The sequence below is a fragment of the Opitutus sp. GAS368 genome, from assembly GCF_900104925.1.
Lineage (GTDB): Bacteria > Verrucomicrobiota > Verrucomicrobiia > Opitutales > Opitutaceae > Lacunisphaera.
This window is the reverse complement of record NZ_LT629735.1, coordinates 1,388,372-1,402,628: the sequence shown is the minus strand read 5'-3', so window position 1 is coordinate 1,402,628 and position 14,257 is coordinate 1,388,372. Positions and strand designations below refer to the sequence as shown.

At 63.1% G+C, this 14,257-nt stretch carries 11 protein-coding genes; 7 read left to right on the top strand and 4 right to left on the bottom strand.

Features of this window, described 5'->3' with window-relative positions; translation table 11 throughout:
• The first annotated feature begins 240 nt into the window (after positions 1-240).
• From BLU29_RS05965 to BLU29_RS05955, 3 genes are all read left to right on the top strand, one after another.
• Positions 241-2,892 (top strand): TonB-dependent receptor, encoded by a 2,652-nt coding sequence (locus BLU29_RS05965; protein ID WP_172830221.1) that lies wholly within the window; start codon positions 241-243, stop codon positions 2,890-2,892.
• A gap of 87 nt (positions 2,893-2,979) precedes the next feature.
• Positions 2,980-5,685: a TonB-dependent receptor gene (locus tag BLU29_RS05960; RefSeq protein ID WP_091055906.1), complete on the top strand. Its 2,706-nt coding sequence runs from the start codon at positions 2,980-2,982 to the stop codon at positions 5,683-5,685.
• A gap of 503 nt (positions 5,686-6,188) precedes the next feature.
• Positions 6,189-6,536, top strand: a complete 348-nt coding sequence (locus tag BLU29_RS05955) for a hypothetical protein (RefSeq protein ID WP_157693664.1) — start codon at positions 6,189-6,191, stop codon at positions 6,534-6,536.
• On the opposite strand, the gene BLU29_RS05950 is transcribed toward BLU29_RS05955, so the two are convergent.
• The 4 genes from BLU29_RS05950 to BLU29_RS05935 all read right to left on the bottom strand — a co-directional run bounded on the left by BLU29_RS05950 (position 6,533) and on the right by BLU29_RS05935 (position 11,276).
• Positions 6,533-8,458, bottom strand: a complete 1,926-nt coding sequence (locus BLU29_RS05950) for a family 20 glycosylhydrolase (protein WP_091055903.1) — start codon at positions 8,456-8,458, stop codon at positions 6,533-6,535. The two genes, BLU29_RS05955 and BLU29_RS05950, sit on opposite strands and share 4 nt — an antisense overlap.
• Positions 8,459-8,542: 84 nt before the next feature.
• Positions 8,543-9,493: a transaldolase gene (tal, locus tag BLU29_RS05945; RefSeq protein WP_091055901.1), complete on the bottom strand. Its 951-nt coding sequence runs from the start codon at positions 9,491-9,493 to the stop codon at positions 8,543-8,545.
• Entirely contained in the window at positions 9,490-10,917 is a 1,428-nt protein-coding gene (locus BLU29_RS05940; RefSeq protein WP_091055899.1) for a polynucleotide adenylyltransferase, read from the bottom strand. The genes tal and BLU29_RS05940 overlap by 4 nt, the downstream gene beginning before the upstream one ends.
• Positions 10,914-11,276, bottom strand: coding sequence for a DUF423 domain-containing protein (locus BLU29_RS05935; protein WP_091060950.1), 363 nt, complete (start codon positions 11,274-11,276; stop codon positions 10,914-10,916). The genes BLU29_RS05940 and BLU29_RS05935 overlap by 4 nt, the downstream gene beginning before the upstream one ends.
• A gap of 178 nt (positions 11,277-11,454) precedes the next feature.
• Between BLU29_RS05935 and BLU29_RS05930 the strand changes: the two genes are divergently transcribed.
• The 4 genes from BLU29_RS05930 (at position 11,455) to argC (ending at position 14,250) form a co-directional block, all read left to right on the top strand.
• Positions 11,455-12,171 (top strand): hypothetical protein, encoded by a 717-nt coding sequence (locus tag BLU29_RS05930; RefSeq protein ID WP_091055897.1) that lies wholly within the window; start codon positions 11,455-11,457, stop codon positions 12,169-12,171.
• A 95-nt stretch (positions 12,172-12,266) separates the two neighbouring features.
• Positions 12,267-12,692 carry a 50S ribosomal protein L13 gene (gene rplM, locus BLU29_RS05925; RefSeq protein ID WP_091055896.1) on the top strand — a complete coding sequence of 142 codons (426 nt, stop codon included), beginning with the start codon at positions 12,267-12,269 and terminating at the stop codon, positions 12,690-12,692.
• A 3-nt stretch (positions 12,693-12,695) separates the two neighbouring features.
• Positions 12,696-13,094 (top strand): 30S ribosomal protein S9, encoded by a 399-nt coding sequence (rpsI, locus tag BLU29_RS05920; protein WP_091055894.1) that lies wholly within the window; start codon positions 12,696-12,698, stop codon positions 13,092-13,094.
• Between the two features lie 124 nt (positions 13,095-13,218).
• Positions 13,219-14,250 (top strand): N-acetyl-gamma-glutamyl-phosphate reductase, encoded by a 1,032-nt coding sequence (gene argC / locus BLU29_RS05915; RefSeq protein WP_091055892.1) that lies wholly within the window; start codon positions 13,219-13,221, stop codon positions 14,248-14,250.
• Positions 14,251-14,257 lie beyond the last annotated feature (7 nt).

Sequence of the window (14,257 nt, the reverse complement as noted above, 5' to 3'; positions counted from 1 at the left end):
GTAAGGAGCATTCAGTCGATATGCGGTTGCTGCGCGAGGGGGTGCAATTACCCAGCCCTCAAACACAACGACGTGTTTACACAACACCACTGAACTATGAATAAGAGCTCCGTAAGATCTCTGCGAAAGCCTTTGGCGCTGCTTGGCGCCGGGCTTTCTTTGTTCGCGGCCCAGCCCGCTATTGCCCAGCAAACCGCTCCGGCGGAAAACACCACAGACGCGGTTAAGTTGGAGAAATTTGTGGTCACGGGTTCCTACCTGCCGGTGGCGGCCAACTCGGTGGCGATCCCGGTGATCACGGTGGACAGCAAGTCCATCGAGAATTCCGGCAACAACACCAATGTCCTCGAGATCCTCCGCAAGACGGTGCCGCAGTTCAGCGGCAACGGCAACCTGGGCAGTGCCAATTCCAATGTTGGCAGCGGCTCGACCAACGGCGGCTCGCAGCTGGCCTTGCGCAACACCTCGACCCTGGTCCTCATCAACGGGCGCCGCGTGGCCTACTCGCCGGTCAGCTCCTCCGGCGGCTACCAATTCGTCGACGTCAACATGATCCCCGTCGCCGCGATCGACCGCATCGAGGTCCTCGCCGACGGTGCCTCCGCCATCTACGGTTCCGATGCCGTCGCCGGCGTCGTGAACATCATCATGAAGTCCAGCTACCAGGGCTTCGAGATCGGCGGCCGTTATGGCTGGACCACCAACCAGGGTCACCAGGCGACCCGTTCCATGTATCTCGTGGGCGGCGTGAGCAACGCCAAGACCAGCATCACGATCTCCTCGGAGTGGACGAAGGAAGACCCGATCTTCGCCTATGAGCGGCCCTATTCGGCCCAGACTTTTGGCACACCGTCGTTCGCGGGCTCGGTCAACATCGGCGGGGATTTCTACCTGCTCAAACCGAGTATTACGACCCCGACCGTGACTCCGGGTGGCCTGAGCCCCGCGGCCCTTGTTGCCGCGGGCACCTACTCCGGCCCCCGTTCTCAGGGGGATCAGTTCCAGTTCTTCAACCTCTCGAAGTATGTGACCCAGTCCATCGCCAACGAGCGCCAGAGCTTCTCGATGGCGTTCGAGCACAAGTTCAACGATTCCCTCCAGTTCTTCGGCGATCTGCTCTACGTGAACACGAAGACCGCCTCGCAGATCAACGGTCAGCCGCTCAATACCACGCAGGCGATGAAGGACATCTTCGCGAAGACCGGTGGCGCCCAAGGTTCGGCCAACGGTCTCGTGCCCGCCGGCACCTTCGGCAACCCGTTCAACGTCGGCGTCACTGGCCGCAACCGACTGGTCACGAGCCCCCGCCAATACCTGGATGACACGACCTCGATCCGGGGCGTCTTCGGGGTCAAGGGCTCGATTGCGGACACCGGTTGGAACTGGGAGGCTGCGGCCGACTACAACCGCGCCAACCAGCAGTATCAGAACCCGGGTGTCATCAACCAGCCCAACCTGAGCGCGTCGGTCCTCGCCGGTCACTTCAATTTTTTCTCCTATCAGCCGATTTCTCCGGCGGATTTTGCCACCGATGCCATCGTCGGCACCGCGCAGGGCGGTTTCATCAGCACCATGTCGAACTATGATGTCCGTGTGAATGGCAAGGTGTTCGACCTGCCGGCCGGTGCCGTCGATCTGGCGCTCGGTTCCGAGCTCCGCAAGGAAAACCTCAGTGCCACGGCTGATCCGCTCAGTCAGATCAACCCGGTCACCGGCGCCCTCGGCTGGAGCGGCGCGACCACGCTGTATCCCTTCAACTCGAGCCGCAAGGTCACCTCCTACTTCGCCGAGGTTCGCATCCCGGTCCTGAAGGATGCCCCCGGGGCCCACCTCCTCGAGCTGTCCGGCGCGGTCCGCCACGAGAACTATAATGATACGACCGACCCGACGGTGCCGAAGGTCACGTTCCGCTACCTGCCGATGAACGACGAGTTCGCCGTGCGCGGCACCTACTCAAAGTCCTTCTCGGCGCCGACCCTCTTCAGCCTGTTCGGTCCCTCCAGCATCGGTTTCACCACGCCGTTCACGCTTAACAAATCCGGCGGCGGCACGGTGGCCAATCTGCAGACCAACTCCATGAGCGGGTCCAACCCGAACCTGAAGCCGTCGAACTCCAAGAACTACACCCTCGGCGTGGTCTATTCCCCGAAGGCGATCAAGGGCTTTTCGGTCTCGCTCGATTACTGGAACATCAAGCAGACGGACCTCGTATCCTCCATCGGCACGACGACCATTCTGCAGGACGTCGAGACCAAGGGCGCGGCGTCCCCGTATGTCGGCAAGGTCCACTTCCTGAGCTTCACCGGCGCCAATCCCACGGCCCCGGGGCAGATCAGCGTCGGCCACGCCCCGGATGACATCTATGTCGTCGATACCTCCGTCAACATCGCGGGCGTCAAGCTCTCGGGCTTCGACGGCAAGATCAACTACACCTACAACGCGGACAACATCGGCCGTTTCGATTTCACGTCGAACATCGGCTACTACTCGAAATACGAGGTGACCTCGCTCCCGGGTTCCGCGCCGGAGGACGACACCGGCCTCGCCAGCTTTGCCAACGGCACGCTGCCGCGGTGGTCGAGCTACAGCACCGCCGAGTATAGCCGCGGCGCCTACAACGGCTTCATCGGCTGGCGCCACCTCCCGTCCGTGCGGAACATCGTCACGGATGAGAAACTCGCCTCCTTTGATTCCTTCGATCTGTCAGCCTCCTATAGCTTCGGCTCGGCGGTCAAGTATCTTGCCGGAGCCAAGCTGACCGTGGGCGTGACCAACGTGTTCAACAAGTTCGGCCCGCTCGCCCCTGATATCTTCACCGATTCCGGCGTCGACACGTCGGCCTACGGCTCGATGGGCCGGTTCATCTACGTCGACCTGAAATATAAGTTCTAAACGGCGCATCGTGCCCGTTTTCCCCGTAGGACGGCCCGGCTTTCTGGCCGGGCCGTCTTCACGTCAACACCAACACCCGCACATAACATGAACCCTAGCTCAGTTAAGAACCGGCTGGCCGCGATCCTTCTGATCGCCGGCATCATTGTCCCCGCCGTCGCCCAGCCCATCGCTTCGGAGAACGAGGCCAAGAAACAAGAGACCGTCCAGCTCGAGAAATTCGAGGTCACCGGCTCTCGCATCAAACGCACGGACATTGAGACGCCGCAACCGGTCGTCACCTATTCCTCCGAGTTGATCAAGAACAGCGGCTATTCATCGCTCGGGCAGTTTGTCCAAAGCCTGCCGTTCAACACCGGCTCCTCGAACTCGGTGTTTCAGGGCGCAAGTTTTACGCGGGGTGCGGCTACCGCCAATCCGCGCGGCCTGGGAGGCAACCGCTTCCTCACCCTCGTCAACGGTCGGCGCGCGCCGACCTATGCGCTGACCAACAGCGCCAACCAGTCCGTCTTCGATTTCAACAGCATCCCGCTCGCGGCGATTGACAGCATCGAGTTCCTGAAGGACGGGGCGTCCGCCATCTATGGCTCGGATGCGATCACCGGAGTGCTCAACATCAAGTTGAAAAAGGAATACACCGGTGTTTCCACCAACCTCTATGCCGGCAATACCCTGGGCCATGACAGCCTGGTCAAGTCGGGCAGTTTCCTGGCCGGTGGCGCCTCGGGCAAAACCTCGGCGATGGTGGTTTTCAACTATCAGGGCGGCAATTCCAGCTACATCCGGGATTACAACCGCTCGAAGACCACCGATTATTCCTTCGAGGCTCCGCGGGGCATCAATCAGAACAGTTCGAACAACTGGCCGGCCAATGTGAACTTCACCGCCGCGCAGGCGGCCGCGGCCGGTCTCACCGGGGGTTCCGGCCTCTATGTGCTTTCTGGTGGCGTTCCGACGGGGACTCCGACCAAATCGCAGTTCGTCCGTGTGGCGACGGCGCCGAACGAGAATCGCTATGACTTCGCGCAGGTCTACCAGTTGTCGCCACCGTTCGACTACTATGACACTTACGCGCACCTGAATCATGAGTTTTCCGACAAGCTTTCGGCCTTTGCGGAACTGTCCTACAGCAGCCACGTGACTCTTCTCGGCTTTACGCCCGCGGTCATCGCGAGCACGCAGAATGCCGGCACGGGTCCGACGGGTCTCCTCAATGTTCCGGCCTCGAATCCTTACAACCCCTTCGGGATCGATCTCACGAACTTCCTCTACCGGACGAGCTTTGGCCCGGCCCGGCAATTCGACACCGAATCGACCGGAGCGACCTTTCTCGTCGGATTGAAAGGCAAGATCAACCCGGACTGGTCTTGGGAACTGGGCGCCACGCGTGGTTTCAATGAGGTGGTGACCACGTCACGCAACCAGATCCGCGCCTCTGATTTGCAGGCGGCGCTCAACGGCACGACCCGCGCCACGGCGCTGAATCCTTTTGGCCCGTCGGATAACCAAGCCTTGGTGAACAGCCTCTTCACCATCTCCAACAGCAGCTCCCGGGTCGAGGCTTACGCGTGGGACTTCACGGTCTCGGGCAACATTTCTCAGCTGTCCCTGCCTGGCGGGGATGTTGGGGTGGCGGCGGGCGCCGAGTGGCGCCATGAGAAGCAGGACAGCCGGCCGGACACCCAGTCCTACGTCGGGAGTGGCGGCGGCCTGCCGCTGACCGGCGCGCGCATCGTCAAGTCGGCCTACGTCGAGTTCTCCTTGCCGATCGTCAAGATGCTGGAGGTCCAGCTCGCCGGCCGCCATGAGGAATACAGCGACTTCGGCAAGACGAACAAGCCCAAGGCCAGCGCCCTGCTGCGCCTGCCGGAGAATGACTATGTGTCCGTCCTGCTCCGCGGCTCCTATTCCAAGTCGTTCAAGGCGCCGGATCTCGGCCGTCTCTACGCCTCCCAGACCGTGGCCTTCTCCAGCAACCTGCTGCAGGATCCCCTCAGGCCGCAGGATCCGCCGACCCAGATGCGTATCGTGACGGGCGGCAATCCCAACCTGAAGCCCGAGAACGCCCGCGTGCAATACGTCGGCGCCGTCTTCGAGCTGTCCAAGAAGGTGAAGAATCCATGGCTGAAGAACCTCAGCCTCTCGGTCGACTATTTCGACTTCCTGATCGATGACGTCATCAGCACGCCGAACGCAAACTTCATCCTCAGCACACGCGGCCAGCAGCTCTACCCGAACGCGATCATCCGCGACAACTCGACGGAGAATCCGGGCCCGATCCTGCGTCTGTCGACCGTTCCGGTCAACCTGGCCAAGCAGTTCTACAAGGGCTACGACTTCGAGCTCGATTACGGGATCAACGATACCCGCATCGGCTCGTTCCGGTTCAAGGCCGCCGCGACCTACATCTCCTACATCGGCTCGGATGCCGGCACCGGCGCCGGGGCCATCAATAACGTAGGCCTCTATAACAATCCCCGTTTCATCGGCACCTTCGGCGCCGACTGGAGCTACCGCGACCACTGGAGAGCCGCCGTGACGGCCCGCTACTCCGGCCAATACTTCAACGACGGCTACACCGCGGCCGGCTGGGGTGAGAATCCCACCACCACGATCAATCCGTCGATCACGTATCGCGGCCTGTGGAATACGGACATCACCATCGGCGCCAACAACGTGATGAACCAAGAGCCGCCTCGCAACGGTTACGAGACTCTCAACTTCGACGGGAACACCTACGGCAATCTCTCCGCCGGTCGGGTTCTGTATATCAGAGTTAGTAAACAATTCTGATAAACCACCTTAGTTCGTAAAGGCATTTACCCAAATCAAACCTATTCTAAAAGGGACCCTTATTTATGAACATCATTCGACCAACCTACATTTGGAAGATCCTTCTCTGTGTGGTCGCCATTCTATCAGCGACCGCGAGTGCTCGTGCGCTCCCTCCTAGCTATGAAGAAGTCCTCGATTATGTCACAGCTAATATACCGAGCGCCACTAGCGAATACATGGAATACTTCACTGCAGGACCAAATGGGCTCCTGTGGAAGACAAGCATCACTATCGAAATGTGGGGTGATGGCACCTTTACGTTTACATACAGCAGCGAGTTGGTCCGTGTTGGTGGCGATGTTAGAGACGCTAACTAACCGAACCGATAATTTTGTCGGGGGTTTTAAGCCGACCTGACAACTTGCGGCCCTTGCCCTTCCTATCGTTTGGGGCAAGGGCTTTCTCTTTAAGACCATCCTTCATTTTCCTATATGCACGTCCTGAGTTCTTTTTCATATCTCTTGGCCCTGCCCGCCCTTTTGACTGTTTCTTTTGCGGCACCGCCGCCCGAGTTGCCGGTCGCGACGTTTTTCAAGCAAGCTTCACTGGCGCAGCTCGCCTTTTCTCCGGACGGCAAGCGCATCGCTTGTCTGGTCCCGTATGAGCACCGCATGAACCTGGCGGTTATCGACCTTGAGAACCGGCAGAAAAACCTGCTGACAAATTTTACTGACAACGACGTCGGCTCGCTGCGCTGGGCGGGCAATGACCGGCTGATTTTCACCAAGGATGGTGAGTTTTTGAAGAAGCGGATCCCGGCCAGCGCGGCGAGAAAAGAGCCGCAGGCCAGTCAGCGTGTGTCAGCCTAGGCCAGGAAATTGAGTGGCAGCAGGGGGCTGCTTGGCCCGGACTCGATCTTGGGCAATCCACGCTGCGGTGCCGGCTGACCGAGGATTCGCTTGGCCCGGTAATTCCTCGGGGTAAGGCGGCGAACTCCGTCGGTCAGCACCGCGTGGCTGATTGCAACCTGACCGACGCCGTGCACGGCAAGGCGGAGGGGCGTATCCGGGGTCGGGACTGGCACTGTAAACTCGCGCTTGAGCCGGCAGTGCGGGCGGGCGGCCTGGGCGCGGAATTCGATCGTGTAACGCGCAGCTAGCGGTCGCCACGTGCCGTCCGCATCCTGTTGTTCGACGATCACTTTCTGCACGGCCGGAGCGAAGTTGTGCACCATGAACTGCAGTTGCCAGACCCCGCATACCGGGGTGGCCTGCCAGACCAGCTCGGGGTTTCTAATCACGCGCTTCAACCAGTCTCTCCAGTCGGTCAACCGGGTTTCGTCCGCTTCGATCACAGCCTCGTTCTGGCCGCGCACCTGTGGGTCGCGGGTCCGCGCCCACATCGCCTGGGCGGCCAGCCGGCCGGTCTTCAGATCCCGGGCAAACTCCACCGCGGCGGCCTGCATGGCCTTGAGATGGAGCCCGGCCTCCGGACGGGCTGGTCCCAGCCGGCGCAACTTGAAGACTTCGCGGGCCGCCTGGCGCACGAAGACATCGCGACGGGCCAGATAATGCCGGAAAGCGAGGCTGGCGGCCAAAGCCTTCGGCCACGCCAAACCCGATGCGAGCAGGCGGGCGAAGAAGCGCTCCTCGTTTTGATACGGTTTGAGGCTTTCGCTGCCGGCAAATACGTCCCAGCGGTCGTTGATCTGCCAGCGGGCATAACCGGCGAACGCGTGCTCGTCGGCGGCCAGCAGCGCGCGGGCGGAAGGCCGCGCCGCCGTCATCTTAAAGGTCCGTTCCAAGCCCCGGGCCAGCATCGCCGTGGCGTCGTCCTGTGCGGGTTCCAGCCAGAGATTCGCCGCGGCCGCATCCACCAGCGTGGTCGTTTCCAGGGCGAGCCGGTAGGCCTCCCAGGAAGTCACGAGGAATCCCTCGGCCTTGACCGCGGTGCAGCGTTCCCACCACGAACGGATGTTCGCCAGCCGGTCGCCGAACACGGGCAGCGGTTCGTGGCGGAATGCACCGTTCATTGGGCAGCCGTAGTAGGCGATGCCGTGTTTCTGCAGTGCCGGTTGCAGGTCGCGTTCCGCAAAATTGAAGAACTCGACGCGTGGCTTCTTCGCGAAGGGATAATAATACCAGTCGTAAGCCGTGATGCCCCGGGGCAGCAGCGGAATGGCCTCGGGGGTGAAGTAGAGCATGTCGGCCCAGATCCCCAGCTGCAGGCCTTGCGTCGCGGCGACGCCGTGCAGCCGGTTGATGTGCCCGGCAAAATGCCCGCCGAGGCCGAGGCGCGCGACCTCCGCGCGGCAGCGCGGGCATTTGCCGAGGTGAAACGACTCGTCGAGCCCGACGTGCACCTTGCCCGCGGTGCAATACGGCGCCAGGTCCCGCAAAAGCCGCTCGGCGACCTCGCGGGTGCGCGGGTGCAGCGGACAGATCTGGCCGTGCGGCAGCGGACGATCGCGGTCGTCGCGCAGCTCGTTCAAGTCGCGCCACTCGGGGTGCTTGATGAGGTATTGCGTGTGGCCCAGCAGATTGACGATGGGCACGACGCGGATGCCATGCTGCGCCGCGGCCAGCACCAGTTCACCCAGCTGTTCATAGGTGTAGGCGTCATCGCGGCCGATGCCGGGCAGGCTGGGGTAGTGCACCGCGTCCTCGAGGTGCAGGTAAAGTTCCTGGTAGCCCCACGCCGCGTAGCGCGGCAGGAGGGCCCGCAGGAAATCCAGCTGCTCGACCTGCCGCGCGAGATCCCACTGGAAGGCTTTAATCGGCGTGGATTGCATTGTAGGAGCCTGCTGGCAGGCGATTTCGCGCGCCGAATCGCTTGCAAGCAAGCTCCTACGACAAGCGCCGGGACAGTCAGAAACTCAGCCGCGCTTCTGCTTGATGAGCTGCTCGAGTTTGACGATGTCGGCGGCGAATACGCGGATGCCCTCGGCGGTCTTCTCCGTGGCCATGGCGTCTTCGTTGAAGGCAAAGCGGAAGCCCTTCTCGTCAAAGCCCACCTTCTTGATGTCCGCGGTCCTGGCCTTGGCGGGGTCGAGCTTGCGCCCGAGCGGCTCGGTGCTGGCTTTGAGTTCGCCGAGCAATTGCGGGCTGATGGTCAGCAGGTCGCAGCCGGCGAGCTCGGTGATCTCGCCCTTGTTGCGAAAGGACGCACCCATGACCTCGGTCGCGTGGCCGAACTTCTTGTAGTAGGTGTAGATTTCCGTGACGGACTTCACGCCCGGGTCCTCGGCCGGGGCGTAATCCTTCCCGGTGCTCTTCTTATACCAGTCGAGGATGCGGCCGACGAACGGCGAGATGAGCTGGACCTTGGCCTCGGCACAGGCGACCGCCTGGGCGAAGGAGAAGAGCAGCGTCAGGTTGCAGTTGATCTTTTCCTGCTGCAGCAACTCGGCGGCCTTGATGCCCTCCCAGGTCGAAGCGAGTTTGATGAGGATGCGTTCGCGCGGGATGCCGGCCTTCTCATAGAGGCCGATGATCTCGCGGGCCTTGGCCATCGAACCGTCGCGGTCGAACGAGAGGCGCGCATCCACCTCGGTCGAGACGCGGCCCGGCACGATCTTGAGGATTTCCTGACCGAAGAGCACGAGCAGCCGGTCAATGATCTGATCCGTGCGCGCGGCGACGCCGGCGTCCTTGACCGCCTGGTCGAGCAGGTGGGCGTAAGCCGGCAGGGCCGCGGCCTTGAGGATCAGGCTGGGATTGGTCGTCGCGTCCTGCGGCGCGTATTCCTTCATGCTGGCGAAGTCGCCGGTGTCGGCCACGACCTTGGTGAATTGCTTGAGTTGATCGAGTTGGGTGGGAGTGCTCATGGTGAAGGAGTGGAAGAGGAGGATAAAACCGGCGGATGGGCCCGCAAATAGTTTCGCATCCACTCGAGGCCGCCGGCCTCGTCGGCAAAGGCGCCGTCGAGCTGCGATTCGAAGGCGGCATCGAGGGCGGGTTTGAACTGCGGTCCCGGCGGCAGGCCCAAGGCGATGAGGTGGCGGCCCAGCACAATGGGCTTGGGCGCCGCGTGTTCCAGCATCAGGCGCCGGGCGGCGGTGCGCAGGTGATCCAGGCGCCGCACCGTTTCGGCGGAAACCAGCGGAGGGCGGCCGAGGTGGTCGGCCTGCATCACGGCGATGAGTTCGTCGAGGGTCGCCGGCTCGATCTTGCGGGCAAGGCGCCGCACCGTGGTGTCCCGGTATTCCTCGGCGCCCTGGTGGTGCAGGAGATGGTTGACGACCAATTGGCGCACGTGGGGAATCAGGTCGAGCGGCGAGCCGATGCGCTGGAGGAAACTCTCGGCCAGCGGCCCGCCCGCCGCCTCATGCTCGGGGCTCGTCCAACGCAGCATGCCGCGGCGCTCGGCCTGCCTGGTCGTGGTGGCCTTGCCGAAATCATGCGCCAGCACGCTGAGGGACAGAATCCGGCGGACCTGGGGCGGACCCTCGCGCCAGGAAGACAGGCCGACCAGGGCATCGAGACAGTGATTGGTGTGGATCAGCACGTCGCCCTCGGGGTGCCACTCGGGTTCCTGCGGGACGCCATCGAGCGCGGCGATCTCCGGGAAATGTTTCAGCCAGCCGGCCTGTTTGAGGGCCATGATGCCGAGCGAGGGCTTTACAGCCTTGGTCGCCCACTTGTCCCACTCGCCCCAGACGCGTTCGATCGCCAGCTCCTGGTAGCTGTCGGAGATTGACCGGCACAGCGCCGCGGTCTCGGGCGCGAGCGTAAGCCCGAAGCGCGCGGCGAATTGGAAGGCCCGCAACACCCGCAACGGATCCTCGACGAACGCCGGGCCCGTGTGGCGCAGGATTTTCTTCTTCAGGTCCTCGGCCCCGCCGTGGAAATCGAGAATCCGGTTGTCCAGCGGATCGTAGGCGATGGCGTTGATCGTAAAGTCGCGCCGGGCGGCGGCCTCGGCCTCGGTCAGCGTTGAATCCGGCGCGACCTTGAAGCCGCGATGCCCGGCCCCGGTCTTGGACTCGCGCCGCGGCAGGCTGAAGTCGTATTCGGCGCCGTCGAGTCGGACTTTAATCACGCCAAAACTACGACCGACCAGATCCGTCGGTCCGAACGGCGCCAAGGCGCGCCCCAGCGCCTCGTAGTCGAGGCCATAGACCTCGATGTCGAAATCCTTGGGCTCGAGCCCGAGCAGCCAGTCGCGCACGCAGCCGCCGACCAGGCGCGGCCGGCCGCCGGCGGAGCGCAGGGCGGCAAGGGCGGCGAGCAGGGGCGGTGGCAGCTTCATTCCCGGGGCGACTTGAAGGCGTGCCAGGCGAGCAGCGTCCAGCCAAGCAGGAGAGCCGCGCCGCCGAGCGGCGTGACCGGACCGAGGACTTTCGGCCCGCCGAGGGCGAGCCAGTAGAGCGAGCCGGAAAACAGGACCACGCCGGCCGTCCAGCAGCGGCCGACCCAAGGCCAGCCCGGGAGGGCCACCAGCGCCACGGCGTGGATCAGGTGGTAGAGGACGGCCGTGCGCCAGGTATCGAGGGTGCCCGCGGCCGCGAGGGTGTCCTTGAGGACATGCGCCCCAAAGGCTCCCAGCGCGACGCCGGTGAAACCGAGCAGGCCGGCGGCAAGAAGGTTAAAGCGGGTGGGAGACTTCATGGGCAGAACGAGTGTGTGGACAACGGAGGCAAAAACAAACACATCCATGGCCAGTATGGTTTGTCATTCTGAGCGCAGTGAAGAATCCAGTTGGGCGATGGTTGTGCCCGCGCCGAAAGGCTGGATTCTTCGCTGCGCTCAGAATGACAGGAGAAGTGGAGTCGTTTGGGGAATAGGGGTGTTTCTCCTGCTGGCGGGTGCGATCCGTGCGCAGATCGACGAAGCCCCACCGGTGCGCATCGATGTCGCCTATGCCTCAAGCTACGTGTTTCGGGGTGTCGAACGGGCGGGTGATTCCGCGCAGGCGGCGGTGGAGTTCAACCGCGACAACCTTCGCGGCGGGCTGTGGATCAACCAACCCTTCAGCCAAGGCGATACCCGCGAGGTGAACCTGAACGCCGCCTATGCATGGCGGCCGGCGGATGCGGTCACGCTGGAAGCCTCCGTGGCGCACGCCTGGTTCGATGATGTGCCGGGCGGAGGTGTGAAACGTTCGCTCGAGGCGGGTCTGAACGCGACCCTCGCGCCGATCCAAGGCTTCACGCCGGGCCTGGCGTATTATCACGACTTCCGTTTGCGCGCGGACACGGTGCAGGCCTCGCTGGCGCGCAGCATCGCGCTGACGAAGCTGGGCGCGTTCCTCGAATTGAACTTCTTCACGGGGTGGGTGAGCGGCGACGACTGGCGGCCGGACGCACCGGGGCCACGGCGAGCTGACAGCTATGGTTATTGGGGCGGGGAGGCGCACGTGCCTTACCGGGTCGGACCGCATTCGACTGTGGTGGCCGGGCTGCATTATGCAGACAGCTTTGGGCGCTCGATAACGAATGGCCCGTTTGGTCGGACCGGACACGGGAAGTTGGGGGTCACACTCGGTGTAAACCTCGACTTTTGAGGGGTTAAGGCGTTCGCGGAGCGGTTTTCAGGAATGTGAAAGGTTCGGGGTTGACAGGGGTAGGCGAAATCCTTCCCTTTGGCCCCTTTCCGCAAATGAAAACCTATCTGGCCAAGAAAGAGACAGTGCAGCCCAAGTGGTATCTGATCGATGCCGAAGGCAAGGTGCTGGGCCGTCTCGCCGTTAAAGCCGCCAACATCCTGCGCGGCCGTCACAAGCCCACTTACACGCCCCACGTCGATACCGGTGACTTCGTTGTCGTCATCAACGCGAACAAGGTCGTCCTCACTGGTAAGAAGGAAGAGCACACCGAATACATGTCGTTCTCCGGCTACGTCGGCGGCGAGAAGTATCGCAAGCTCACCGATGTCCGGCGCGACAAGCCCGAGTTCATCGTCTCGCAGGCCGTCAAGGGCATGCTCCCGCGGAACCGCCTCGCGGCCAAGATGCTGACCAAGCTCCGGGTGTTCCCCGGCGCGACGCATGACCATGCGGCCCAGAACCCCGTCGTCCTTAAGTAATCCATGAGCGCTGAATCCTCCGTTTATCTCGGCACCGGCCGTCGCAAGTCGGCCACCGCCCGCGTCCGCATCCTCGCCGGCACCGGCGTGACCTCGGTCAATGACCGCAAGTTCGAAGTCTATTTCACGCACGATAACTTCGTGCGCCGCGCCCTCGCCCCGCTCGTCACGGCGGACAGCAAGGACAAGTTCGACGTCATCGTGAACGTCGCCGGCGGCGGCATCAGCGCCCAATCCGGCGCCGTCGCCCATGGCATCGCCCGCGCCCTGTTGAAGTTCAATCCCGAGCTCCGCGTCACCCTCAAGAAGGCCGGTCACCTCACCCGTGACCCCCGCGAAAAAGAGCGCAAGAAGGCCGGCCAGCCCGGCGCCCGCAAGCGCTTCCAGTTCTCCAAGCGTTAATCGCCCGAAACTGGAACACGTTTTCCCCCGAAGCGGAGCGCCTCACGGCCTCCGCTTCTTTCTTTGGCGGTCACGAAACTTCTCGATTCCCCCGGGGGAATTCATAATTCTACCACTTCCTTAAATGAATGTCGGCATTGTCGGCGCGTCGGGTTACTCCGGCGAAGTTCTGGTCAAATTCCTCCTCGGTCACCCGCAGGTCAAACTGACGGCGGTCACGTCGCGTCAGCACGCGGGCAAACCGGTCTCGGCCGTCATCCCGGCCCTGCGCGGCACCGCCGCCGACCAGCTCAAATTCATCGATTCCGACGCCCAGGCCCTCGCGGCGCGGGATGACATCGCCCTCTGGTTCCTGGCCCTGCCGCACGGCGCCGCGGCCGACTTCGCCAAGGCTTTGCTGCCGGCCGGCCGCAAGGTCGTCGATCTGAGCGCCGACTTCCGCGTCGCCGACCTGGCCACCTATGAGAAGTATTATGGCCGGCACCACGCCCCGGAGCTGCTGCCGGCGGCGAAGTTCGTCCTGCCCGAGCTGACCGACCCGAAGTGGAAGTCCGAGCTCAAACTGGCCGCCGCCCCGGGTTGCTACCCGACCAGCACGCTCGTGCCCCTCGCGCCGTTGCTCAAGGCCGGCCTCGTTTCGCGCGAGCACATCGTCGTCAATTCCTTCAGCGGCGTGAGCGGCGCCGGCAAGAAGGTCGAGGAACAGTATCTCTACGTCGAGCGCTCCGAGAGCGCCAAGGCCTACGGTCTGACCAAGCACCGGCACCTGGCCGAGATCGAGGAGCAGCTCTCCGCCGCGACCGGCGCGAAAATCGTGCTTCAGTTCAACCCGCACCTGGCGCCGATGCGGCGCGGCATCGCCACGACCATCACGGTCCCCGCCGCGAAGGGCGCGACGATCGAGGCGGTCTACGCCGCGTGGCAGACCGCCTATGCCGGCCGGCCCTTTGTGGCCATCCTGCCGGCGGGCGAAACCCCGGACACCGCGCATACGCTCGGCACCAATCGCGTCGACATCTCCGCCGTGCACGATGCGCGGACCGGCAACTTCGTGATCACCTCCGCCCTCGACAATCTCGTCAAGGGCGCGAGCGGCCAGGCCGTCCAGATCATGAACCTGTGGCTCGGGCTGCCCGAGGCCGCCGGGCTCGCCTGATTTTTTG